This window comes from Sediminibacterium sp. (assembly GCF_051860225.1).
Lineage (GTDB): Bacteria > Bacteroidota > Bacteroidia > Chitinophagales > Chitinophagaceae > Sediminibacterium.
The window spans coordinates 241310-267078 of sequence record NZ_JBHYEI010000003.1 but is presented as its reverse complement, the minus strand read 5'-3'; the positions used below and the strand labels follow the sequence as shown (position 1 = coordinate 267078).

The following is a 25769-nucleotide window of genomic DNA, read 5'->3' as shown; positions in this document are numbered from 1 at the left end:
TTCAATCTCAAATATAACAAACCCCTAGTAATTTTATTGTTTTATTGCTGACAAACTGGCATAAATCAAGGATAATCTGTACCTTTACAGCTTAATCAATGAAGGATGGAACTTGCAGCATTATTAGATAAAAAACACGACGAAGCTAGACAGGGTGAGGCTTTTCAGACTGAAATCAGCCCGATAATGCATGGGAAAAAATTTTACATAGAAAGTTATGGCTGTGCAATGAATTTTTCGGATAGTGAAGTTGTTGCATCAATTTTACAAGAAAGTGAATTCAGCGCCACCCCCAATTTTGAAATTGCAGACCTTATTTTAATCAATACCTGCTCAATTAGGGAAAAAGCAGAACAAACAATACGTAAACGCTTAACCGAGTTTAGGAAAATAAAGCGAACAAGGCCTGGTATATTGATTGGTGTACTGGGTTGTATGGCAGAACGATTAAAAGCACAATTGTTAGAACAAGAGAAATTGGTAGACCTTGTAATTGGTCCTGATGCTTATAGATCGCTTCCTGCCTTAATTAAAGAAGCGTCTACAGGTCAAAAAGGAGTGAATGTATTATTAAGTAGGGACGAAACATACGGAGATATTGCTCCAATTAGACTTAACAGTAATGGCATTACTGCATTTGTTTCCATTACTAGAGGGTGTAACAATATGTGTAGCTTTTGTGTGGTACCTTTTACTAGAGGCCGTGAAAGAAGTAGATCTTCTGAATCAATCATTGCTGAAATAAAATCATTGGTAGATCAGGGGTATAAAGAGATTACTTTATTGGGGCAAAATGTAGACAGTTACCATTGGATAAACGACACTACAAATGAAGCCGTTACATTTGCTAATTTATTAGAATTAGCTGCATTAGTAAGCCCCAATCTAAGGGTACGATTTAGTACTTCACACCCCAAAGACATTACGGATGACGTCCTATTCACTATGGCTAAATATGAAAATATTTGCAAATGCATTCATTTACCCGTTCAAAGTGGGAATACAAGGGTTTTACAATTAATGAATAGAACTTATTCTAGAGAGTGGTATCTAGCTAAAGTGGATAGAATCAGAGAGATTTTACCTGATTGCGGATTAACTTCTGATATGATTGCAGGATTTTGTACAGAGACGGAAGAAGAACACCAAGATACTTTAACACTAATGGACTATTGTGGCTTTGATATGAGCTATATGTATTTTTATAGTGAGCGACCAGGCACATTAGCTGCAAGACGCTTTACAGATGATGTTCCTTTGGAAGATAAAAAACGACGTTTACAAGAAATTGTAGACAAACAGGGGGAATTGTCTACTAAAAGTAATTTAAAAGATATTGGTAAAACTTTCAAAGTTTTGATTGAAAGTCATTCCAAAAGAGACGTAAACGATTGGACTGGCAGAACCAGTCAAAACAAAATAACTGTTTTTCCCAAAAGTGCTGAAAATCAAAAGCCAGGAGATTATGTGTGGATTAAAATTCATGATTGCACTAGGGCTACTTTATTAGGTACAATCGTAGATCATCCTTAAACCATTATTCATGGATTTACAAAGTATTAAAAATCGGTTCGGCATCATCGGGAATTCACCTGCCTTGAATCATGCACTCAATACTGCAGTTCAAGTTGCCGCTACCGATTTGACTGTTTTAATTGTTGGTGAAAGCGGGGTGGGTAAAGAGGTATTTTCACAAATAATTCATGCGCTATCATCAAGAAAACATAATCCCTTTATTGCGGTGAATTGTGGAGCAATTCCTGAAGGGACCATAGACTCTGAATTATTTGGACACGAAAAAGGTGCTTTTACTGGTGCTGTTGACAGCAGAAAAGGATACTTCGAAACAGTAAATGGAGGTACCCTATTTATGGATGAAATTGGCGAAATGCCATTGGGTACTCAAGCAAGGCTATTAAGGGTTTTAGAAACTGGTGAATTTATACGGGTAGGTAGTTCTAAAGTACAAAAAACGGATGTAAGAGTTATTGCAGCGACCAATAGAGAGTTATTAGAATTTACTCAAAAAGGTAAATTCAGAGAGGATTTATATTATCGCTTAAGCACAGTTCCAATCAGGGTTTCCTCACTAAGAGATCGAAAAGAAGATATTTTATTGTTATTCAGGAAATTTGTTGTTGATTTTGCTGAACGATACAAAACAACACCTGTTCAATTGGATGAAGAAGCTAAACAGCTCTTGATTCAATATCCCTGGCCGGGAAATATTAGAGAGTTAAAAAATATTGCCGAACAGATTTCTGTTCTTAGCGCTTCTAATATGGTCTCAGGAAAAGAAATGCGCATTTTTCTTCCTGAAAAGAAGGGAAACCGAATGCCCATGTTAGCAGGGAACAGCACTACTTCAGGGGAATTTGCAAATGAGAGAGAGATTTTGTACAAACTTTTTTTTGATATGAAAAAAGATGTGACAGAATTAAAGAAAATGTTTGTAGAAATTTTGCAAAATCCTTCATTAGCGGGAGCTGCGGCAAATTTCACTAAGGAATCAATATTAAATGATTATTCAAGCAACATCACTGATACTTCTGTTATCAGTACTAATAGCAATAACAACATTTCAAATAACAGTCAAAGTAATTTACTTCCTGCTCAAAATAATATTGGATCAGTACCAGTAATTCTTCATAATGAAGACATACAAATGCATGAAGAGGTAGAAGAGTCATTGAATATTATGGACAAGGAAAAAGAACTGATTGTTAAAGCACTTAAAAAACACAGGGGCAAAAGAAAAGATGCATCACTTGATTTAGGGATTAGCGAACGAACATTATACCGAAAATTAAAAGAATATGATATTGACGAATAGAATAAATGTTTTTAGACTAGCGTTTTTTTTTCTTTCAATCAACCTTTTATTTGCGGGTTGTTTTGTTTATAAATTTAATGATGCCGTTATTCCTACTAATGTTAAAACGGTAAAAATTGGTTTTATAGAAAATAAAGCGAGGTATATTAATCCTCAACTTAGTCCAAAATTGACCGACAAACTTCAGTCTAAAATAACCAACCAAACAAAATTAACTAGAACCAATAATGATGATGCTGATTATGTAATTAGTGGGGCTATTACTAATTACGATCCAAGTCAAACAGTTGGTGTATCTGCTCAACAGGCAAGTACCAACAGATTAACTGTTACGGTACATATTGTATTGAGAAAAACCTTGGAAAATAAAGTGGACGAATTTGATGTTTCAAGAAGCTTTGATTTCTCTGCAAACTTAACGCTGCAGCAAGCTGAAGGGCAATTATTAGAAGAAGTGGTTCGAAATTTAACGGATGAAATCTTCAATCGTATTTTTAATAACTGGTAATAGAGTTGTATATTTATTTTTATGAAGTTTACGCAGGAAAAAGCATTAATTCACTTAACTGGAAACGCAGACCTCTCTTCTATAAAAATGGAAGAAATCGAGAAATTGGTAAAGGATTATCCATTTTTTTCTCCTGGCCAATATTTATTTGCTGCTAAACTAAAAAAAGAAGATCATCCCTTAGTAGGATCGCAGTCAATAAAAACAGCACTTTACTTTACCAACCCTTATTGGCTCCAATTTCAACTTGAATCACTAAAAGATCCAGGGATAGATCAAGCTCCTAAACAAGAATTAGACACCGCCTTATTACGCTCAATAAGACAAAAGGATCTTGAATGGGATGAAATGATTAATCTGCCAAAAATTGAGGAAACGTTAGAATCAGCTGAAACCTCTTTTAAAGCTCCAGAACTTCCTAATCCAGATATTTCTGTTCCTACAATTGAATCTGTAAGAGAATTGATGAAAGGAATTGATTCTATTGACGCACCTGGAACAATTATACCAGTAATCAGAGACAATAATCCTTCTGAACCTGTAGATTATACATTACCAGACATTCAATCTACAGAACCATTTGATCCGGTTTTTAGCACTATCAATGCGGAAGAATCTCATCAATCAACACCTGAATTACCTAAAGCTGAACCACCCAAGATCTATGCTGACACAGCCCCAGTTAGCTTGACCCCCATTCAGGATTATAATGAAGAAGAAGTGGTAAGTAGAACCACACACCCTGATCAAGATAAAAGTGATGCAAAAATTGCAAGTATTTTATCTAATCAGTTAGCTGAATTTAAAAAACCTATTGAAAAAGAAGCAGATTTAACTATTGAATCAATAGAAACAAAGCTACACACGATTGATTATTTTGCTTCTCAGGGTATTCAAATTGATTTAAGTAAAATCCCACAAGATAAATTAACTACCAAATTGCGAAGATTTACAGACTGGTTAAAGGATATGAAAAATCACAATCCTAACCCTGAAGATCTTGGAACTAGTCCTGAACAAGAGAAAAAAGTGGCCGAAACTGCCCTAATTTCAAATGAATCAAGGGAAATTTTAACTGAAACGATGGCGGAAGTTTTAGCTAAACAAGGGCAAATTGATAAGGCAATTCAACTTTATATCAAATTAAGTTTCTCTAATCCTGAAAAAACCGCTTATTTTGCAGACAAAATTCAACATTTAAAAGGTATTTAAAATGATTTATCTGTTTTTGGTTCTGATTGTGATTGCTGCTGTAGGTTTAGCATTTATGGTTCTTATTCAAAATCCCAAAGGCGGCGGTTTAGCCGGAAATGTGGGGGGAATCAGTAACCAACTAATGGGCGTTAAACAAACTACCGATGTATTAGAGAAAGGTACATGGATATTTGCTGCTATTATTGCTTTATTGGCTTTGTTTTCTACTCTATTCTTAAAGGGTGGATCCGCAGATGTTGATACTGAGATATTACAGAAAATAAACACTACCACAACAAGTCCTGCACCTGCTGCAACAGGAACTCAACAAACTCCTGCTGCAACTGTTCCAGCTAAAACTGATACATCAAAAAAATAAATAAATTCAATTGATTTTGAACCCTGTCTTTTTAAAAGACAGGGTTTTTTATTTACTTTACGATATGGCTCGAAAAAAACAAACCCATCAAAAATCAAGCAATCAGTTCAAAAGACCACTAATTGGACTATTTATATCTATTATATTAATTGCATTGATTGGATATATTTTATTTGCACTCCCAGCGACTGCATTCGACGAAAAAAGTAGAATGATTGTCATTGAAAAAGATAAAACACAGAAGCCTGATGTTTTAAAAGTGTTTGATGACGCAGGTATATTGAAATTTAATAGTTTACTTGGAATTGCAGGCGCCCCTTTTAATATATGGGACAAAATGAAACCTGGCAGATATGAAATAAAAAAAGGGCAAAGTATCATTGATATTGTAAGAATGCTCAAAAATGGTAGGTTAGCAGAAGTGAAATTGGTGATTAATCGTGTTAGAACAAGAGGAGAATTAGCCAAACTAATTAGCAAACAATTTATGACTGATTCATCATTGGTTATGCAGTTTCTAAATTCAAATGATTCATTAGCAGCCTTAAATACAGATACAGGCTATCTATTTACTAAAATCATTCCTAATACGTATAGTTATTATTCAGATGCTTCCGTCAAATCAATTTTAGAGAAATTAAGAACCGAGTCGATCAAATTTTGGAGCCGAAATAATCGTTTACAGAAAGCTGCTGCTTTAGAAATGACTCCTGAGCAAGTGTATATTTTAGCTTCGATTGTTGATGAAGAAACAAATTATGATAGCGACAAGTATAAAATTGCTAGTGTTTATATCAATCGATTAAAAAAACAAATGCCCTTACAAGCATGCCCAACGATTAAATATGCAATGAATGATTTTACCATTACTCGGATTTATGAGAAATATTTGAATAATCCTTCCCCTTATAATACCTACCGAGTAAAAGGGCTACCACCTGGGCCAATATGTACTCCTTCTCCTAAAACCATTGATATTGTATTAGATGCCCCTAAAACAGACTATATTTATTTTGTAGCAAAAAGTGATTTTAGTGGTTTTCATCATTTTAGTAATAATTATGAAGAGCATAATTCTAAGGCAAGAGAATATCAAAAAAAACTGGATGAATACATGCTGAAAAAAGCAGCCGAAAAAAGGTAGCATGACTAAACTGGAAAGAATTATTTTAAATTGGCCGCCTATTACTTTTATCATTAAAAAAAGTAAAGTGCTTTATATACCTGGATTTCAGGGTATTCCGCTTTATGATGTAGTGGTATTTTTTATTAAACAAGTCAATAAGATTGGCTTAAATGAGCGAGCAGCAGCTATTTCATTTAACTTAATCATGGCTTTACCTGCAACCATTTTATTCTTATTTTCCATCCTCCCCTATTTCCCAGAATTTTTGAATATTAAGCAGCAAATGCTATCTCTATTTAAGGATATTAGCCCTAACTCTAGTACTTATCGTTTTATTGAAAACTTAATGGACGATTTGATGCAAAGGAGTATTGGAATTTTTTCCTTTGGATTTATATTAGTTGTTTATTATGCATCCAATGCGATGATGTCTTTGATTATTACTTTTGATCGCTCTATCATGGAGCACAAAAGATTTTTTCTTCATCAAAGATGGAAAGCAATTCAACTTACATCAATAATTGTATTACTATTAATTGCTTCAACCCTTATTTTACTTGGACAAGAGCAATTGAGTATTTTTATTGGTAAAATTTTGGGACTAAAAAAATCGGCACTTTATTGGATCAATAGTATTCGGTGGATAGTTATTATTGGCCTGTTCTTCTATGGAATTGCATTTATTTATAAATATGCCCCATCAGTTAAAATAAGGTGGAAATTAATTTCACCAGGTTCATTATTGGCAACAACTTTAATTTTAAGTACCACTTTATTATTTTCTTACTGGGTGAACAATTTTGGTAGTTACAACAAAGTTTATGGCTCAATTGGAACAGTAATGATCTTGATGGTATTGGCCTATATCAATTCACTAATTTTATTAATTGGGTTTGAGTTAAACGTAAGTATTACTTATCTAACTAAACATGCTATTGAAAGGAAAAAAATACAACAATTAAACAGCTGAAAAACTAGCCCATATAGCTTTTATAGAATCATTGTCAGGATGTGGTTTAGCTAACTCATCATACATACCCGCTTGCTTCCTTTGTCTAAATGCTTCATAAATAGCTACTGCACATGCTACTGAAATATTTAAGCTAGGAATCATACCAACTTGTGGAATAATAAAGTTTCCGTCTGACAGGGCCTGGGCTTCATATGAAACTCCTTTATGTTCATTACCAAAGACCAATGCTACCCTTTGGGTAAAATCAATCTCATAAACAGATTTACTAGTTTCACCCAAATAGGTAGTATATATTAGATCATATTTTTCCCTCAAAGCAGAAAAACAAGATTGTACATTATCAAATTGATGAATTGTTAGCCATTTATTGGCACTACTACTGCTTTTTATTCCAAAATAACCTTCCCTAGGCAATTCTGTATTAAGCACATATATATCTTGAATTCCAACTGCGTCGCAAGTTCTCATCACCGCATATATATTATGGGGATCATGAACATTCTCCATCACTACAGTAAGTCCTGATTGGCGCTTACTTAATACTTGATTAATTTTTTCAGCTCTTGAAGGTGTCATAACTGCTACAAACAGGTTTGTATTTTGATTCAATAATAGCGATTGTGAACTAAATGTGCAATTTAGTCTAGAATTATTGATATATTTTTGAGAGCAATTTATACTTTATTATGTCATCAAGAGTTGTACGTGCTGAAAATTTACTTTGGTTTGCACCGATCCTTTTCGGATTGTTGGCGAATTATGCAGCGTACAGCGAAAAAGTATTATTATTTGTTGACAACGAGGTTTACATTTTCTCTTTTAGTAATATCATTACCATTTGCGTTACTATTGTTGCCATTCCATTTATCATGCACTCTGTACTTAGGGACTTAGACTTAAGGAATTTTTTCTCTTCTTGGGCGCATATTTTCTTTACTTGTTTGTTGACTACCATCATATTGTTGATTTTTACCTACACTCAACCCATTAATTTAAAATGGATTTATCATGCAGGTGAATTACCAGCTTATAAAAAATGGATGTATTATAACACTATGGCGCTAGGAGTGCTTCAACTATTAATCTACGTACAAGCTTTCTATCTGATCTATGGAATAAGTGTATTAATTAGGCATCGTCATACCAAAAAAGTACAAGAAAAAGAGCACTACGATTATATGATTAATCAGTTAGATCGAGCTTAGCTAAATTCTATTCATTTGCTAAACCCATTGCTTCTCTTTTCATTTTTTGGGCATTCTCCTTTCCTACATAATTTTCTATCTTTCGCTCAATGAAATAAATTAATGGCGTTAATAAGATTGCCATAGTAAACTTATAAATATAATTCACTACCCCAATTGCTAGAACCAACTGCCAACTCCATCCATTTCCAATCTTAAAAGCGATAAACAACACAACAAAGCTGTCCACCATTTGGGAAACCATAGTTGAACCAGTTGCTCTTAACCAAACCCATTTTTCACCTGTGGCTTTTTTAATTTTATGAAAAACAGTCACATCAACCAATTGGCTCACTAAAAATGCAGTTAGACTTCCTACAATAATCCACATGCCTTGACCAAAAATACCACCAAATGCCAATTGCATATTGGGTATCCCTTTATCTGTACCGGAACTTACCCAAAAATCTGCAGGTGGAATTTCCATAGCAGCATAAAACATTACAAACGCATATAATATTAATACAACGGCGGTATAACTGATTCGCTTTACCGATTTAGGGCCATAATATTCATTTACGATATCGGTTATTACAAACTCTAGTGGCCATAATAGCACCCCACAGGTTAAATTAAAGGCCAATCCAGACTGTCCAAACAGTGATAAATTGAAAGGCGCAATGCCAAAAATTTTTTCAAGAGAAAATATTTTGCCCCCAATACACTCAGCAATCAAAGCATTTGCAACGAAAAAAGCAGTAATACCCAAAAAAAGTTTTGTGGGTTTGTCGTTGAGTATTTTAGTTATCACGAAGGCAGTATTAGGTACACAAACATTTGAATAATCAACAAGCATAGATTAAAAACGGCTATCCACCTAGGTAATCGAATGGTTGATTTACTAACTAACACCAACCCATACCATATGTTCGCTACTATATTCTGGATGGGGGCTACAATCCACCCCAAAAGCAATACCATTGAACTTATTTCTTTAATTGGAATGAAATCGTAGGTACGTTGAATCACTAAACATAAAATAAATAAAATATTACAGATAAAAGCCATTCTTGTGGCAAATAAAAGTGGTCTCATAGCATAAAGTTATTAGGTTTGCTGCATATTTTAAATTCTATGAACAGGATCAATTGGAAAGCTTTAATGCCGCATGCAATTGCAGTGGTAATTTTCTTATTAGTTGCCCTTTTTTATTGTAAGCCAGCTTTAGAAGGAAAAGTCTTGCAACAACACGATGTTACACAATGGAAAGGGATGGCGCAGAATTCTTTTCAAGCAAAAGAACGTACTGGTCATTTCCCGCTTTGGACCAATGGAATGTTTGGCGGCATGCCCGCTTATCAAATTACAGGGATTAGTGAAAACCCCGTTTCTGTAGGGTATTTAGGCGACATCATTCTACTAGGCTTGCCAAAACCAGTGGGAGTATTCTTTTTAGCGTGTTTGTGTTTTTACTTCTTAACACAAGTTCTTAGCATCAACGCGTATATTGGTATTTTTAGTGCATTGGCCTATACTTATGCTACTTATAATCCGATTATACTTGCCGCAGGCCATGACACTAAAATGAATGCGATTGCATATTTACCAGCTGTCATTGGATCATTATTATTGATTTATAATAAAAAATATATTACTGGAACCGCATTAACTGCACTATTTACTGCACTCCTATTAGGCGCAAACCATTTACAGATTACCTATTATGGTTTTTTAATCATCCTATTTATGAGTGTTGCTTTTGGCATCCGTTGCATAAAAGAGAATGAATGGGCGCATTTAGGCAAATCAGCTGGTTTAGCAATCATGGCTGCATTATTGGGCATTCTAGTAAATGCTGTGACCCTATTCACCACTTACGAATACGCCAAAAAAACAATTAGAGGTGGAAGTGTATTAGCAGATAGTACTACCAATGTGACCAAAACAGGATTGAGCAAAGATTATGCATTAAGCTATAGTGTATATAAAACAGAACCGTTGGTGATGATGTTTCCTAGATTGTATGGTGGGAGTAGCAGCCAATTAGAAGTATCTCAAGATAAATCTCAAGCAGTAGCTGCATTGCAACAAATGCCTCAAGAATTAGCTCAGCAAATACAAGGGTATATGCAATTTTATTGGGGTGGGATTGACGGTGTTGGCACATCTGGTCCTCCTTATGCAGGCGCAATTGTTTGTTTTTTAGCCTTGATTGGATTCGTGATTGTAGATAAAAAATATACCTACTGGATGGGGGCTGCCATCGTATTTACTTTACTGTTGAGTTGGGGTAAATACTTAGAGGGCTTCAATGTAGCCATGCTTAAATATTTGCCTGTTTACGATAAGTTTAGAGCACCAAGCATGATTTTAGTCGTACCAACTTTCTTACTATGTATGTTGGCTGCTTTGTCTTTAAATACCCTCATTAATGCAGAAAATAAGACCCTGCTTTGGGAGAAATACAAGAAAGGATTAATGGTAGTTGCTGCAGTATTTGGAATTACTGTGTTGGTTTATTTAACCGCAGACTTCAGTAGTGCAGGAGATAAAATGTTGTTGGAGCAAATTAGCAAAATACCAGATGCTACTCAACGTGCACAAATTGAAGCTCCCGTTAAATCATTTGTAGAAGGACTAAGAGAAGATAGAAAAAGTTTGGTATTAGGAGATTTATTAAGAACCTTATTATTCTGTGCAGTGGCTGGGGCTGCTGTCTATGCTGCAATTAAGCAAAAAATCAGTCCGTTAATTATTACTGCAGTAATAGGTTTATTTGCAATGATTGACGTATTTGGCATTAATAGTAAATACCTAAATGCCGACAATTACCAAGATGCTGCCGAATATGAAAATATTTTCACGCCTACTGCTGCAGATCAGGAAATCTTAAAAGATACGAGTTATTATAGGGTATTAAATTTAACCCAAGGGATTTCCAATGCATTTAATGCTGGCGCTTTAACCGCATATTTTCACAAATCAGTGGGCGGATATCATCCTGCAAAGTTGAGCATCTACCAAGACTTAATAGAAAATCAATTCTATAAGTTTCCTAATTGTATGCCAACATTGAATATGCTGAATACCAAATATCTAATAATGCCTGATCCGCAAACAGGACAAGCAACCGTTCAGCAAAATCCCAATGCACTGGGTGCAGCATGGTTAGTCAAATCGGTTGAATTTAAGGAAGGGCCTGCCGCTATTATGAAATCTATTAGCGATTTTAATCCTTCAGAAACCGCATTATTAGATCAAAAAGACAAAACTAGAATAGGCGCAATTCAATATGATAGTACAGCAAGTATTCAATTATTAAAGAACGAAAATGATGCTGCAACTTATAAGTATAAATCTAGTACTAATCAGTTTGCTGTATTTAGCGAAGTATTTTATGACGCGGGATGGAAGGCATTTATTGATGGGAAAGAATCGGCCATTTTACAAACCAACTATGTTTTAAGAGGCATGGAAATTCCTGCAGGTGATCATACGATTGAGTTCAAATTCGAACCTGCATCTTATGCAATTGGCTCTAAAGCTGCTGTAGGTTCTTCCATTATTATCTGGTTGCTTTTATTAGGTGCTATTGTTACGGGGTTCAAAAAAACCAAAACCACCTAATGCCGCAAAAAAAGCCCAATGTTTTGGGAATCGTTTCATTTAAAGTGTTCCCTGCTTTAATGGGAGGACAAAAATATATTGTTGACTATTATAGAGCACTATCCAAGCAAACAAATGTTGTTTTAGCTGTCTCAAAAGATAATAAGGAAGCCGTTTTAACCGAAAAGGAGTTAAACGTGCTTCCTTTCTTATTTAATCATTGGTATGGATTTTTGAACCTCATTTATTGTTTTAAATTGGTTCAAATTATCAAAAGAGAAAAAATTGATATCATCATTATTAATCATAGTTATTTTGGTTGGCTAGGTATTTTACTTCGTTGGCTAACGGGTAAAAAACTGGTGATTAAATCTGCCAATTTAGAAGCTTATCGGTTTAGGGATATGGGTAGATGGGGCTGGCAAGCTTATGAGGTATACGAAAAATGGGTACATCAAAAAGCAGATAGAAATTTTTTTATCTCCGATGAAGAAAGGATCTACGCAATAGAATATTGGGGAATAAATCCAACTATTTCATATACCGTACCTTATGGAATTAACTTAGCAGAACCTTGCAATTTATTTGATAAGACGGAAAGTAGGAATACCGTATTAAGCCTTCACAATCTTTCAGTTGAAACAAAATTATTTTTATTCAATGGCACTTTAGATTATACACCCAATGAAGACGCACTTTATATCATTTTAAATGAACTCGTTCCAAGATTAAATCAAGCAAAGATCAAATATCGAATTTTTGTTTGTGGGGTACAAATCAAGCCCAATTGGGAACTTCAATTGCTAGCTTGCCCAACCATTATTTATAAGGGCTTCGTTGAGAATATTCAATTATACAATAAAGGCACAGATTGTTTTATTTGTCCAATTACATTAGGTGCAGGAGTAAAAACTAAAATAACCGATGCAATTGCTGCAAGTCAAATGGTAATTGCTTGTAAAAAAAGTGCTGATGGATTTAATAAAAATATGTTAAGCAAACAACTCATTGTTCTCGACGATTACAATTGGGATGGATTTGCAAAAGCCATGATTCAAATTTCAGTCAATGAAATACCTGAAACACCAATAGCATTTTATAGCGCACTGAATTGGGCTAATATTGTTCGAGATTCCCTTTTATATTTGCCTAAATGAACCCAACTAAGCTTGAAATATCGATTGTAATCTGCACGTATAACAGGGCACGTTATTTACCAGCAGCATTGGAGAGTTTGTATGATCAACAATTAAGCAAAGAAGTATATGAAGTAATCGTTGTCAATAACAACTCATCAGATAATACAGCAATCGTTTGCAAAGAATTTATAGCAAACCATCAAGATGCTCAATTTATTTATTTAAATGAATCCAACCAAGGGGCTTCATTTGCAAGAAATACAGGGGCTGCTATCGCTAAAGCTCCCCTACTTTGTTTTATGGATGATGATGCGATTGCTCATCCAAATTACTTATTATTAATTATTGATTTTTTTAAGCACTATCCCGATGCGGGTGGATTAGGCGGAAGAATTATTCCCAAGTATATTCCATCAGAGCCAGAGTGGATGAGCCATTTTGTTTCTTCCTTAGTTGGTAATTTTGACTACAGTAAAGAGATCACTATTTTTAGCCCTAATAAATACCCTTTAGAATCTAATATGATCATCAAAAGGGAAGATTTTAATCTAGTAAATGGATTTAATACTGCTTTGCCTGGCGTAAAAGGAACTTTAAGAATTGGCGGTGAGGGCAAAGAGTTTTTCTTAAAACTAAAAGCATTGGGCAAAATCATTTATTACCACCCAGACATTATAGTTGATCATATTGTTGAAACCGAAAAGTTAACACCGGAATACATGTATAGGGTAGCTAGTGGAATTGGCAGAGGGGAAAAAGTAAGAACAGCTTCAATCAGTCAAATAACCTACTTCAAAAAAATTGCAGAGTACCTTTTTAAATTAGCAGCTTCAATCATTTTAGCCCTTGGCTATTTATTGCAAGGGCATCCTGCTAAAATGAAACCAGTTATTCAGTTCAGAATAGATGCTTTAAAAGGATTATTGGGCCATTAAATGCAGCATCAAGGAAACTACCTTAAAGGTTAACTAGGTTTTAGCATTCTTTTGAAATGCTTACTAAAATAAAGCACTTGGTAATCTATGGCGTTTGCCCAATACTTCCAATCATGATTTCCTGGTCTTTCCGTATACTCATGTGCAATATTTAGCTTCAGCATTTTTTCATGCACTGCCCTATTCATAGGTAATACCCGATCTTCTACTCCACAATCTATTAGGATTGCTAATGAATCAGATGGCTTTTGTTCTATGGCATTGAGTACACTCCAATCATTCCAATATTTCCGATTTATTGCAGTGTCGCCTAATACTTTTTCTACACCATAACCTTGCCTAATTACGGTTACATGCAATGCTCCGCTCATACTACCAACCCCACTAAAAGTATTGGAATGACGAAAGCCTAAAAATAAAGAACCATGGCCTCCCATACTCAATCCGGTAATTACCCTTCCATTTCTGTTGGCAATAGTTTTGTATTGTTGGTCAATATAATCAGGTAACTCTTTCGCTACAAAGGTTTCATAGCGCATTGTACTATCGACGGGGCTATCAAAATACCAACTGGTAACAGCTCCGTCTGGGCATACAATAATTACTTGATTGTTGTCTGCCAACTGTTGAATATGCGGAACACGGGTAATCCAATTTCGATAACTACCCCCTGCCCCATGCAATAAATAAATGACTGGAAATGATTGCTTAGATGATTGATATCCTTCTGGCAATACAATGACGGTTGGGATTTTTTTCTTCATAGATGCACTGGGCACAGCCAATGTATCTGTTTGTGCGCCAAAAGAAAGCTCACTGCATATCAACCCTATCAATACCATTGTCCAACATTTCATAGACTGCTATTTTTCATTAAAAAATTTACTGAAATACAAAAGGTGTCCATCAATACTACTGCCCCAATAAGCGGAAGTATGTGCCCCAGGCCTTTCAGTATAGTCGTGTGGAATTTTTTTCTGTAAAAATTTTTGGTGTAAAGCCCTATTTACTGCCAAAAAGAAATCTCCATATCCACAATCAAAAATGATTTGTAAATCCCCAGGGTTAACATTGTCTGCTATATTAATGACTGTATTCGCTTCCCAATTCGCAGGTTGCTCAGTAATATCTCCTAACAATTGATTGAGTTCCCAGTTCTTAGGAAAAGGACGAATATCAACGCCGCCGCATATACTTCCTGCTGCACCAAATACTCCCTTATTTCTAAAAGACAAATAAAAAGCACCATGCCCGCCCATACTCAAGCCCGTAATGGCTCTTTTTAAATTGGTGTTATAAGCAGAATCAATATAAGGCACTAGTTCTTTTACCATAAAAGTCTCATATTGAATAGAAGGATTTATGGGGCTATTCATGTACCAACTATTTCTACTTCCATCGGGCATAACCAGTAACATATTCAATTGATTCGCTTTGGCTTCTAATTGAGGAGCAGATTGTAACCAAGCTTTATGATTACCTCCATGCCCATGCAACAAATAAACTACTGGCAACTTTTTATCCTTAGCAATTTTATCAGGTTGAATCACTACTACTTTAATAGGTTTATTCATGCTTTTGCTATAAACAGCTATCGTATCTGTTTTTGCAGAAAGTGCCAAACAAACAAATCCAAAAACAATACTCAAACAAACTTTCTTCATCTTTTATTGTCCTTTTTGCATAGCGTGTTGCATTGGATTTACACCAGAAGATTGACCTCTTCCTCTGCCCGCTCCTGCTTTGAAAATACTAAATTTAGAAGGCTCAGTAACTGTGCCAGTTGGCCATTTATTATTTGACTCATTAATATCTGCCGTTTCTTTCAATGGATCTAATTGAATAGACACTGCTTTTTTAGTCGTCATAAATAATTTAGTGACTTTGTTTTCATTCTTTCTCCAAATTTGAGCTGGAATTTTCTCTGTTTCTTTGGTTCCATCTTCAAAAGTAAATTCAACTATTAACGGCATTACCAATCCGCCTTTATTGGCAAAAGTAATTTCGTATAAATTGGTATTTTGGTATTTGGCTAATTCTTCTGATGATAAAGTGGATAGTGCGGTTTGAGTTGGTAAAGGAAATTTAAAAGTTGAATCATACACTTCTAATCCTCTTGTGTATCTCCAATAAAAATCTCTTAAACTAGTATCTACATCTGTTTGAAAAACAATGCTTTTGTCGTTTCTATTTCTTTGTTTAGATATATCATCGAATGCTGCAGCTCCACTAAATAATGGCTTATCTAATCCACGTGTCATTGGGTTAGCAGCCCTTGGCGCTTCGGTATTAGGGATAGTGTTTACCACTGCATGCTTTACATTTTCAATGGCAATATCACATGGCTCAATACTATAAAACCAACCTCTCCAAAACCAATCTAAATCTTCCGCACTAGCGTCTTCCATGGTTCTAAATAAGTCGGCAGGTGTTGGGTGTTTAAATGCCCATCTTCTCGCATATTCTTTAAAAGCATAGTCAAATAATTCGCGTCCCATAATGGTCTCACGCAGTATATTCAAGCCAGTTGCAGGTTTTGCATAGGCATTTGGACCAAACTGAATAATATTATCACTATTGGTCATGATTGGCTCTAATTGATCCTTAGGTAACCGCATGTAGTCTGTAATTAATCTAGCTGGGCCTCTTCTACTAGGGTACTTGTTATCCCATTCTTCTTCTGTTAAGAATTGAACAAATGTATTCAATCCCTCATCCATCCAACTCCATTGACGCTCATCACTATTAACAATCATAGGGAAGAAATTATGCCCTACTTCATGTATAATTACTCCAATCATACCATACTTTGTTGCTTCTGCATAAGAGCCATCTTTATTTGTTCTACCATTATTAAAACAAATCATTGGATACTCCATTCCATTAGATGCTTCAATACTTTGTGCAACAGGATAAGGATAAGGGATAGAGAATTTAGAATAGGTTTTAATAGTATGCGCTACGGCTTTAGTAGAAAACTTACGGTATAATCCGTATGCTTCTTTTGGATAACCACTCATGCACATAACTTTCTTTCCCTCAATATATACTGGCATGGCATCCCAAATATATCTGCGACTAGAAGTCCAAGCAAAATCTCTTACATTCTCTGCTTTGTAAATCCATGTTTTGGTGGAAGTAGCTTTTCCTTCGGTTCTTTTATTGGCTTCTTCTAAAGTAGCAATTTCAACAGGCTCTTTTGCGGTTTGCGCTTGATTCCAGCGAGTCATTTGTGCTGGGCTTAATACTTGACTATAATTTTGACAAACTCCTGTGCTCAATACAATATGATCGGAAGGCACTGTAAGCGTTACATCATAGTTACCAAATGTAAGTGCAAACTCACCTCTTCCAGAAAACTGCTGATTCTGCCATCCTTGGAAATCACTATACACACATAAACGAGGAAACCATTGGGCCATGGTAAACAAATGGTTGCCATCTTCCAACATTTCGTAACCACCTCTTCCAGCAAAAGTCATTCGATCTGCAATTTTATAACTCCATGCTACATTAAATACAAATTTTTGTCCAGGCTTTAAAGGAGCCGGCATGTCAATTCTCATCATTGTTTTATTAATGATGTATTTCAATGGCTTACCTAAAGCGTCGGTTAGCTTAGCAATTTTATGACCATATCCATTATCTGATTTAGCAGCTGCTAATTTTTCCAACTGATTGGTGGCAATTGCATTCTCAAGAGTTGATGCATCTTGGTAATTTGCATTGTTTACCGTACTATGTTGGTTCTCGTCTAACTGCAACCATATATACGTTAATACATCAGGAGAATTGTTATAATAAGTAATGGTTTCTGTTCCTTTTAATAGCAATTTAGCTTCATCTAATTCTGCTTTAATAATATAATCAGCTCTTTGCTGCCAGTATTTTGGACCTGGGGCTCCGCTAGCTGTTCTATATTCATTGGGTGTAGGCAAAATGGTTCCAAGTTGTTCAAATTTGTTGCCATGATTTGAAGTTGGATTGTTCATGATATTTTGTGCTTGTGCAACTACAGCTATCAATGAAACGAAGAAAACAAAAACAATTTTTTTCATAATGGTTTATTTAGTCAGAAGCATAAGGATGGCTAAAATACAAAATGCCACCCGTATTAAAACAGGTGGCATTGATTTATCTATTTTTTGAATTATTTATTGGCTTTCTGCATGGCATTTTGCATTGGGTTGACGCCAAATGATGCACCACGAGCTCGACCAGCAGCCCCTTTAAACAAACTGAATTTGCTTGGCTCTGGAGCTACTCCATTCTTTGGCCAAACGTTATTTCCTTCATTGATGTCTGCGGTTTCTTTCATTGGATCTACTTTAATGGATTTCGCCTTCTTAGTAGTCATAAAAAGTTTGGATACTTTCTGCTCATTTTTTCTCCAAATTTGGGCAGGAATTCTTTCCATTTCAGTGGTTCCGTCCTCAAAAGTGAACTCTACTATAATCGGCATTACCAATCCCCCCTTATTAGAAAAAGTAACTTCATATAAATTAACATCTTTATACTTGTTTTTCTCTTCTTCGGTTAAGGCAGTTGGAGGTGTTGGAGCAGGGAAAGAGAATTTAACAGTTGAATCATAGGGCTCTAAACCACGAGTATATCTCCAATAAAAATCCCTTAAACTAGTATCTACATCTGTTTGGAAAACAATGCTTTTATCGTTTCTATTTCTTTGCTTAGAAATATCATCGAATGCTGCAGGTCCGCTAAACAAAGGTCTAGCTAAAGACATAGTCTGAGTAGAAGCCTGAGGAGTTGAAGGAACCGCATCAGGATTCATCACTGCATGTTTTACTGTATCAATTGCAATATCAACTGGATCTATCCCATAAAACCAACCTCTCCAGAACCAATCTAAATCTTCCGCACTTGCATCTTCAATCGTTCTAAAAAAATCTGCAGGAGTTGGGTGTTTGAATGCCCATCTTCTTGCATATTCCTTAAAGGCATAATCAAATAATTCGCGCCCCATGATGGTTTCACGAAGTATATTTAAACCTGTGGCAGGCTTAGTGTAAGCATTAGGTCCAAATAACACAATGTTTTCGCTATTGGTCATGATTGGTTCTAATTGCTCTTTTGGCAAACGCATGTATCCAGCAATTCCCCATGCTGGACCACCTCTTGATGGGTATTTATTATCGAACAACTCTTCTGTCAAGTATTGCACAAAGCTGTTAATACCTTCGTCCATCCAACTCCACTGACGTTCATCACTGTTTACAATCATTGGGAAGAAATTATGCCCAACTTCGTGAACAATTACGCCAATCATACCCACTTTGGTTTGCTCACTATATGAACCATCTTTATTGGTTCTACCATTATTGAAACATATCATTGGGTACTCCATACCGTTAGAAGCTTCAATGCTTTGAGCAACTGGGTAAGGATAAGGAATAGAGAACTTAGAATAAGATTTGATGGTATGGGCTACTACTTTGGTTGAATACTTTCTGTACAATCCATAAGCTTCTTTAGGATATCCACTCATACACATGATCTTCTTGCCTTCTACATATACAGGCATTGCATCCCAGATATATCTACGACTGGTTGTCCAAGCAAAATCTCTCACGTTTTCCGCTTTGTACACCCAGGTTTTTTTCTGCGTGCTCTTTGTATTCTCTTTGCTATTTGCTTCAGCTAAAGTAGCAATTTCAACAGGCTCTTTTGCAGTTTGTGCTTGATTCCATCTAGCCAACTGAGCTGGGCTTAATACTTGTGCATAGTTTTGACAAACACCTGTACTTAATACAATATGATCTGCAGGTACAGTTAGCGTTACATCGTAGTTGCCAAAAGCCAAAGCAAATTCTCCTCTGCCAGTAAACTGCTGATTTTGCCATCCCTGAAAATCACTGTACACACATAAACGTGGGAACCATTGTGCCATAGTGAATAGGTTATTGCCGTCCTCTAGGGTTTCATATCCACCTCTACCTCCAACAGTCATACGATTGGTAATCTTATAACTCCAAGCTACATTGAATACAAATTTTTGCCCTGGCTTTAACGGTGCAGGCAAATCAATACGCATCATTGTTCTGTTGATAGTATATTTTAAAGCTTTACCTGTTGCATCTGTTAAAGAAGAAATGATATGTCCATTACCATTGTCTTTTTTTGCTTCAGCCATATTGTCTATAGCCGCTGTAGTTAATTGACGAGGCATAGTAGACGCATCCTGATAATTTGCATTATTCTTACTACTATGTTCATTTTCGTCTAATTGTAACCATAGATAAGTTAAAACGTCTGGAGAATTATTAAAATAAGTAACCGTTTCCGTTCCTTTTAATTTTAGATTGGCTTCGTCTAACTCAGCTTTAATTACATAGTCAGCTCTTTGCTGCCAATACTTAGGTCCAGGAGCCCCACTTGCCGTTCTGTATTCGTTTGGCGTAGGTAAAATAGTACCTAATTGTTCAAACTTGTTACCATGATTGGAGGTAGGGTTGTTCATGATGTTTTGCGCCTGACTGCTTAAGGCAAATACAGATGCAACTAAAAACACCGCAATTTTCTTCATAATAGAGTTGATTTAAAAAAATGGATTTCTCTCTAAAGCCATTTGAAGTGCAATGGCAAAAATACCTCCTGAAATAAACAGGATATATTCTCTTCTATTAACCTTAAAAAGATTTACGAATATAAGTGAAATAAACAGAATCGATAGTACAATCAAGAGTTGTCCCACTTCTAAACCAAGATTAAAAGCTAGGAGCTCTGGAACGATGTTTTCGCCCTTACTCAATAAGCTTTTAAGATAATTGCTAAACCCTAATCCATGAATTAGGCCAAAAAACAGGGCAAAGAAATAGATTAAGGGGAATTTGGCCTTGAAAGCAAACTTTTTAACAAATACATTGCTGATGGCCGTAATTACAATGGTCACTGGGATTAGAAACTCAATCCAATTGATAGAATAATTTAAGATATTGAATACGCTTAAGGCTAAAGTTATAGAATGACCAATAGTAAATGCAGTAACCAACCATAGTAATTTCTTCCAATCAGCAAACTGGTAGCGAATACAAAGCGCTACCACAAATAAAATATGATCAATCCCCTTCAAGTCTGCTATATGTTCATAGCCCATCTGAAAAAAAAGTCCAAAATCATTCATAGGAGCAATTTAAATTAAAACCGACATTTGCAATAAATAAATTGGTTCAATGGCAACAATATTCGCTCAATGGTTAATTAGCGTAAGCATAGCAATTTTGCACCCATTCTATGTCTCCGTTATTGAAATTGACCATAATACAAAAGAAGCTACTGCAGAAATCAGCGTTAGAATTTTTACGGATGATCTTGAAAAGACACTCCAAAAAAACACCACCGCTACTATTGACATACTTAAACCAAAAAATAAGGCAATTATTGATCAACAAATCAACCAATATATTAGCAAAACCCTTCAATTAAAAATTAATGGGAAGGCAGTAAAGCTTAATTATATCGGGTATGAGATTATTAAAGAAAGTACCTGGTCTTATTTTGAAGTAGTGGAAATAAAAGAGATGAATACAGTAGACATCAACTGTGCTATTTTACATGATTTTGAAACTAGCCAAATCAACTTATTTCATGTGAAAAGTAAGGGCAATCAAAAAAGTTACAAATTAGACTATCCAAACAAGTCTACGAGTTTTAGTTTTTAATCCTCATTTGCTAAAGCCTCTGTCGTGGTAACTAAAACTTTGTCTATTCGATGATTATCCATATCTACTATCTCGAAAGTAAACGATTCCCATTCTAAGGTTTCCCCGGTTTTAGGTATTCTTTCTAAATGATGAATGATAAAACCTGCAAGTGTATTAAAGTCTTGCTCCCATTTTTCCATCCATTCTGTTTTATCAAACTTACTCAAGAAATCGTAAAAAGGTATTTGTGCGTCTATTAAGAAAGATCCATCGGCGCGCTCAATAATTTCATAATCCTCATCTTCTTCCTGCGGAATATCGCCAACAATTGCTTCTAAAATATCATTTAAGGTCATTAATCCTTGAACACTACCATATTCATCCACAATAAAACATTGATGAATTTTGGTTTGCTTAAATTTTTCCAATACTTGGTATGCAGAATTATTCTCTGGAACATACATTGCCGATCGCATGATAGAGAAAATGGTTGCATCTGCATCGGCCGTAAATAGATCTTTAATAGAGACAACCCCTTTAATATGGTCAATATCGTCTTCACAAACTGGATACACAGAGTGAATCATATCATGCAATTGCGCCCTTACCTCGCCTACTTTCTTTTCTCCATCTAACCACTCTATATCACTTCTATGCGTCATTAACGAAGTAATATTACGATCACTCAAATGAAAGACCCTTTCAATTATTTCTTGCTCCGCTTCTTCAATGGTTCCCTGCTCAGTTCCTTCACTAATAATTGCTTTGATTTCTTCTTCTGTAACCTGATTTTCATTGGCTTTAATCCTAAGCAGTTTAACAATAAAATGAGAAGACTTAGATAATAACCAAATAAAGGGGAATGTGATCCATCCAGCAACACGCATTGGCCCTGCCACTGATTTGGCAATGCGTTCAGGATTACTCAATCCAATTCTCTTTGGAACCAATTCACCTAATACAAGTGAAAAATAAGTAACAATAATTACAATAATAGTGGTAGAAATCGTACTACTATATTCGGACAATCCACTAAATCCAGCTAACCAAGCAGCCAATGGTTCTTTAAACTTATCCCCAGAAAAAATACCAGTCAGAACGCCAATCAACGTAATACCAATTTGGACAGTAGACAAAAACGTATCTGGGTGATTGGCTAATTTGAGCGCTTTTGCAGCATCGTCGTCTCCTTTTGCAGCTTGTGCCTCTAAACGTGCTTTTCTTGCCGAAACCAATGCGATTTCTGCCATAGAGAAAAGTCCATTGACAATTATCAAAAAAAGTATCAGAAAAATTTCCATCATTTTGGTAAAAATAAGCAAAAATAAGCAGTCTAGGGCTTGCCGTCTAAATCTAAAATAACATAACGTGGCGTTTCTGCTGACCGGGTTGCTGGGTTTAAAAATTGAATGGTTAGTAACGATACAGCAAATTGGTTACCCTCATGTACTATTTCAGCAGCAGGAAATACTGTTCTGAAAACCGCAACGCTGTCTTTGCTAGTTATTACTTTTTCATTGGGCTTAAACAGCTCTTTATTAGATTTGAAAGGGAAAATATGCTTTGCATAAAAATGGAGGGCATTGCTATTATGAATTCCGTACAAGCTAATTTCTTCTTGGGCTAACTGCTTTTCCTTAATTGCTTTTGCTGCGTCATTACCCATTTGATACTGTAATAATTGGGGGTAAAAAGTACTACCTAGCAGAAAATTTACTCCTATACTAGTGATTAAAGCAATAGCCAACTGCGTTGGGATTAAAACTGTTTTTTTAGTAGCAACCCAAACAAATAGCCCAAATCCAGTAATTGCAAGTAAAGTAAACATGAACGAAACTTCTTTAAATACCCAACCAGTAATAACTATAATGGCTAACCATAGCAACAAGAAAATAAACAAATGGAAAAAGTATAATGGCTTTTGCCATTTCTCTACTTTATTAAGGTATAATAAATCATATAAAAATTTACCTGTAATCACAGCAGCAAGTGGGTAAACCACAAATATATAGTGAGGTAATTGGGCTTGGCTTCTGGCTAATATGATATAAGTTAAAACAAACCCTCCTGTTGTAATGAACTCTTGATCACTAGATAGCTGCATCTTTTGCTTGAATATTACTTTGACTGCAAAAAATAGAGCTGGAAAGAAAAAAAAGATCCAAGGCAGAAAACTCCAAAACATATTCTCCAGTAAAAACGTGAAGTAGCTCATTTCATGGTAAAAATTTTCACCTGTATACCTGCCAAAACTTTGAGTCCAAAAATAAAAACGAAGACCTGAATCAATTGGTCTTCCATTAATCAATTTGCCTGGTTGTAAATCATACTGTTGATAAAGCCCTATACACATGGGCAATAAAATAATGCCTATTATAAAAATACCTATTAAATACTCCCATCTATAAAATTGCTTCCAATTCCTTTGCAATAAAAAATGACTGGCAAATGCAAGTCCAGGAACCATTAATGCTATAGGGCCCTTAGTCATCATTCCACATCCAATAAAAACAAATGCTAAAATGAAATTTTTCCAGCGCTGCTGTTTAAACCAAACTGCTAGTTGCCAAATGGAAAGCATCACCCACCCCATCAGCATAGTATCGGTTCTTACATCGTGGCTAATTAAAAACAGCGCTTGAGAAGAAGCCAAAATCATGGCGCTCAACTTGCCAATTTCTTCACCATAGTAAATTTTAGCAAACTGATAAGTAGCATAAATACCAGCAAGCAATACTACTAAAGAAGGAAGTCGATATGCCCAATCATACACACCCAACAGTTGCATACTAAATGCAGATAGCCAAAACAATAAAGGTGGTTTATCCAAATAATTTTGACCCTGATCAAAAATCTGCAAAAAACTATCCCGCTCAATCATTTCTCTACTGATTGAAGCATATTGTGATGCATCAATGTCCATCAGTGGAATAAAAAAGACCCCAACTAAATAAACAAGAATACATGATCCGATAACGGTATTAAAAAATTTATTAGAAATCATGTAATTATTTATTTTGAATATCTGCAAAAGAAATCTTTCCAGCAGTTCTATTATGAAAGTAGGCTGAAGTAATTCCTATTACTGCCCCCAATATAGCTCCAAAAAATATATCTAAAGGATAATGCACCCCAACATAAATTTGGCCATAAGAAATGGCAGCAGCCCAAATTAAAAAAGCATACTTCCACTTCCCAATTATATTGCCCAAAGTAAGAAAAATGTATACTGCGAAACCAAAGTGATTAGTAGCATGAGAAGAAGTAAAACTATATCCTCCTGAACACCCATTCAACAATAGTCGAACTTGATTCATCAAAAAGGGATCGCTACAAGGTCTAGGCCTTTCAAAAAAAGGCTTTACTAGACTGCTGCTTATTTGATCGGTTAATACAATTGTTAGTACTGCAAATAAAATGAAAGCAAAAGCTTTTTGCCGAAAATTAACCAATGCCATTACAATAATAAATAAATACAAAGGCATCCAAGTATTGCCTTCTCTAAACCAAGGAAATACTGAATCTAGAACTGGGTTTGTATATACTGTATTTAATAGTAAAAACAATTCTTGATCAGTCTTAATGAGCTTATCAAGCAAGTTTACAGATGCATTTAGAAACATAATCATGCTGCAAAATAAGAAGATTATAGTGTTTAAGCTTTTTGACAAGTATGACTGCAATCATAAACATGGGAACTTGCCTTTTTTAGCTTTACACAAAACTTACAGTTATGAATAAAAAACCAATCGTATTTGTACTAATGACAGCCTTTTGCTGGGCTGTCTTTGCTTGCGGAGGCGGTGGCCCAAAAGCAGAATCGAATGAGTCGGCTTCAGATGCAACAGTTGCTCCAAATGCAACTCCTTCAGACTACGACCCTAAACGAGGGGAAGGTAAATTCAACAAATCAAATGTGACCCTAGGTTCAATTGATCAATCAATGGCAAGTAAAGGAGAAGCCATTGCTGCTACGAAGTGTACTTCTTGTCATAAACTAACTGAAGAAAAATTAGTAGGCCCAGGATGGAAAGGAGTCACAACCCGCAATACTCCTTACTGGATTTTAAACTTTATTACTAACCCCGATCCAATGATAGAGAAAGACCCTAAAATTCAAGCACAATTAGAATTGTGCTTGGTTAGAATGCCCAATCAAGGGCTAACCGAAACTGATGCAAGAGAAATCTTAGAGTTTATGCGTAAAAATGATGGAACTAATTAAACAAAT

General features: G+C 35.4%; 24 protein-coding genes. 13 read left to right on the top strand and 11 right to left on the bottom strand.

What is annotated here, in order from left to right; all coding sequences use genetic code 11:
- The first annotated feature begins 105 nt into the window (after positions 1–105).
- The 7 genes from miaB (at position 106) to ACTIEI_RS11720 (ending at position 7010) form a co-directional block, all read left to right on the top strand.
- Positions 106–1533: a tRNA (N6-isopentenyl adenosine(37)-C2)-methylthiotransferase MiaB gene (gene miaB, locus ACTIEI_RS11750; RefSeq protein ID WP_439506484.1), complete on the top strand. Its 1428-nt coding sequence runs from the start codon at positions 106–108 to the stop codon at positions 1531–1533.
- A gap of 10 nt (positions 1534–1543) precedes the next feature.
- On the top strand, positions 1544–2833 hold the full coding sequence (locus ACTIEI_RS11745) for a sigma-54 interaction domain-containing protein (RefSeq protein ID WP_439506483.1): 1290 nt from the start codon (positions 1544–1546) through the stop codon (positions 2831–2833).
- Positions 2817–3341 carry an LPS assembly lipoprotein LptE gene (lptE, locus tag ACTIEI_RS11740; protein WP_439506482.1) on the top strand — a complete coding sequence of 175 codons (525 nt, stop codon included), beginning with the start codon at positions 2817–2819 and terminating at the stop codon, positions 3339–3341. Before ACTIEI_RS11745 ends, lptE begins: the two co-directional genes overlap by 17 nt.
- 21 nt (positions 3342–3362) lie before the next feature.
- The gene (locus ACTIEI_RS11735) at positions 3363–4553 is read left to right on the top strand and encodes a hypothetical protein (protein WP_439506481.1); all 1191 of its coding nucleotides are present in this window, start codon (positions 3363–3365) and stop codon (positions 4551–4553) included.
- A 1-nt stretch (position 4554) separates the two neighbouring features.
- Positions 4555–4914 carry a preprotein translocase subunit SecG gene (secG, locus tag ACTIEI_RS11730; protein ID WP_439506480.1) on the top strand — a complete coding sequence of 120 codons (360 nt, stop codon included), beginning with the start codon at positions 4555–4557 and terminating at the stop codon, positions 4912–4914.
- A gap of 64 nt (positions 4915–4978) precedes the next feature.
- The gene (mltG, locus tag ACTIEI_RS11725) at positions 4979–6058 is read left to right on the top strand and encodes an endolytic transglycosylase MltG (RefSeq protein WP_439506479.1); all 1080 of its coding nucleotides are present in this window, start codon (positions 4979–4981) and stop codon (positions 6056–6058) included.
- 1 nt (position 6059) lies between these two features.
- Positions 6060–7010, top strand: coding sequence for a YihY/virulence factor BrkB family protein (locus tag ACTIEI_RS11720; protein ID WP_439506478.1), 951 nt, complete (start codon positions 6060–6062; stop codon positions 7008–7010).
- Here the strand turns inward: ACTIEI_RS11720 and ACTIEI_RS11715 are convergent.
- Positions 6999–7589, bottom strand: a complete 591-nt coding sequence (locus ACTIEI_RS11715; RefSeq protein WP_439506477.1) for a TrmH family RNA methyltransferase — start codon at positions 7587–7589, stop codon at positions 6999–7001. The two genes, ACTIEI_RS11720 and ACTIEI_RS11715, sit on opposite strands and share 12 nt — an antisense overlap.
- A gap of 110 nt (positions 7590–7699) precedes the next feature.
- Here ACTIEI_RS11715 and ACTIEI_RS11710 point away from each other — a divergent pair, with 110 nt between their 5' ends.
- On the top strand, positions 7700–8218 hold the full coding sequence (locus ACTIEI_RS11710) for a hypothetical protein (protein ID WP_439506476.1): 519 nt from the start codon (positions 7700–7702) through the stop codon (positions 8216–8218).
- A gap of 7 nt (positions 8219–8225) precedes the next feature.
- Here ACTIEI_RS11710 and ACTIEI_RS11705 read toward each other — a convergent pair whose 3' ends face one another.
- Together ACTIEI_RS11705 and ACTIEI_RS11700 are read right to left on the bottom strand one after the other, a co-directional pair.
- Complete coding sequence (locus tag ACTIEI_RS11705) at positions 8226–9008, bottom strand: queuosine precursor transporter (protein ID WP_439506475.1); 783 nt, start codon at positions 9006–9008, stop codon at positions 8226–8228.
- Positions 9005–9292 (bottom strand): hypothetical protein, encoded by a 288-nt coding sequence (locus tag ACTIEI_RS11700; RefSeq protein WP_439506474.1) that lies wholly within the window; start codon positions 9290–9292, stop codon positions 9005–9007. The genes ACTIEI_RS11705 and ACTIEI_RS11700 overlap by 4 nt, the downstream gene beginning before the upstream one ends.
- Positions 9293–9331: 39 nt before the next feature.
- Here ACTIEI_RS11700 and ACTIEI_RS11695 point away from each other — a divergent pair, with 39 nt between their 5' ends.
- The 3 genes from ACTIEI_RS11695 to ACTIEI_RS11685 are packed head-to-tail and all read left to right on the top strand — an operon-like array spanning position 9332 to position 13877.
- Positions 9332–11824, top strand: a complete 2493-nt coding sequence (locus tag ACTIEI_RS11695) for a YfhO family protein (RefSeq protein ID WP_439506473.1) — start codon at positions 9332–9334, stop codon at positions 11822–11824.
- The gene (locus tag ACTIEI_RS11690) at positions 11824–12960 is read left to right on the top strand and encodes a glycosyltransferase (protein ID WP_439506472.1); all 1137 of its coding nucleotides are present in this window, start codon (positions 11824–11826) and stop codon (positions 12958–12960) included. The genes ACTIEI_RS11695 and ACTIEI_RS11690 overlap by 1 nt, the downstream gene beginning before the upstream one ends.
- Positions 12957–13877, top strand: a complete 921-nt coding sequence (locus ACTIEI_RS11685) for a glycosyltransferase (RefSeq protein WP_439506471.1) — start codon at positions 12957–12959, stop codon at positions 13875–13877. Before ACTIEI_RS11690 ends, ACTIEI_RS11685 begins: the two co-directional genes overlap by 4 nt.
- A gap of 29 nt (positions 13878–13906) precedes the next feature.
- Here ACTIEI_RS11685 and ACTIEI_RS11680 read toward each other — a convergent pair whose 3' ends face one another.
- The 5 genes from ACTIEI_RS11680 to ACTIEI_RS11660 all read right to left on the bottom strand — a co-directional run bounded on the left by ACTIEI_RS11680 (position 13907) and on the right by ACTIEI_RS11660 (position 21018).
- Positions 13907–14734 (bottom strand): alpha/beta hydrolase, encoded by an 828-nt coding sequence (locus ACTIEI_RS11680; protein WP_439506470.1) that lies wholly within the window; start codon positions 14732–14734, stop codon positions 13907–13909.
- Between the two features lie 6 nt (positions 14735–14740).
- Positions 14741–15541, bottom strand: a complete 801-nt coding sequence (locus ACTIEI_RS11675) for an alpha/beta hydrolase (protein WP_439506469.1) — start codon at positions 15539–15541, stop codon at positions 14741–14743.
- 3 nt (positions 15542–15544) lie between these two features.
- Positions 15545–17935, bottom strand: coding sequence for a M1 family metallopeptidase (locus ACTIEI_RS11670; RefSeq protein ID WP_439506468.1), 2391 nt, complete (start codon positions 17933–17935; stop codon positions 15545–15547).
- Positions 17936–18027: 92 nt separating this feature from the next.
- Positions 18028–20421 (bottom strand): M1 family metallopeptidase, encoded by a 2394-nt coding sequence (locus ACTIEI_RS11665; RefSeq protein WP_439506467.1) that lies wholly within the window; start codon positions 20419–20421, stop codon positions 18028–18030.
- Between the two features lie 12 nt (positions 20422–20433).
- Positions 20434–21018 carry a HupE/UreJ family protein gene (locus tag ACTIEI_RS11660; protein ID WP_439506466.1) on the bottom strand — a complete coding sequence of 195 codons (585 nt, stop codon included), beginning with the start codon at positions 21016–21018 and terminating at the stop codon, positions 20434–20436.
- 49 nt (positions 21019–21067) lie between these two features.
- Here ACTIEI_RS11660 and ACTIEI_RS11655 point away from each other — a divergent pair, with 49 nt between their 5' ends.
- Positions 21068–21556, top strand: coding sequence for a DUF6702 family protein (locus ACTIEI_RS11655; RefSeq protein ID WP_439506465.1), 489 nt, complete (start codon positions 21068–21070; stop codon positions 21554–21556).
- On the opposite strand, the gene ACTIEI_RS11650 is transcribed toward ACTIEI_RS11655, so the two are convergent.
- From ACTIEI_RS11650 to ACTIEI_RS11640, 3 genes are read right to left on the bottom strand one after another with little or no spacing between them, the layout of a single operon-like run.
- The gene (locus tag ACTIEI_RS11650; RefSeq protein ID WP_439506714.1) at positions 21553–22839 is read right to left on the bottom strand and encodes a hemolysin family protein; all 1287 of its coding nucleotides are present in this window, start codon (positions 22837–22839) and stop codon (positions 21553–21555) included. The genes ACTIEI_RS11655 and ACTIEI_RS11650 overlap by 4 nt on opposite strands.
- Positions 22840–22871: 32 nt before the next feature.
- Positions 22872–24542, bottom strand: coding sequence for an ArnT family glycosyltransferase (locus ACTIEI_RS11645; RefSeq protein ID WP_439506464.1), 1671 nt, complete (start codon positions 24540–24542; stop codon positions 22872–22874).
- Positions 24543–24546: 4 nt separating this feature from the next.
- Positions 24547–25167, bottom strand: coding sequence for a phosphatase PAP2 family protein (locus tag ACTIEI_RS11640; protein ID WP_439506463.1), 621 nt, complete (start codon positions 25165–25167; stop codon positions 24547–24549).
- Positions 25168–25271: 104 nt separating this feature from the next.
- On the opposite strand from ACTIEI_RS11640, the gene ACTIEI_RS11635 reads away from it, so the two are divergent.
- Positions 25272–25763 carry a c-type cytochrome gene (locus ACTIEI_RS11635; protein WP_439506462.1) on the top strand — a complete coding sequence of 164 codons (492 nt, stop codon included), beginning with the start codon at positions 25272–25274 and terminating at the stop codon, positions 25761–25763.
- Positions 25764–25769: the final 6 nt, after the last annotated feature.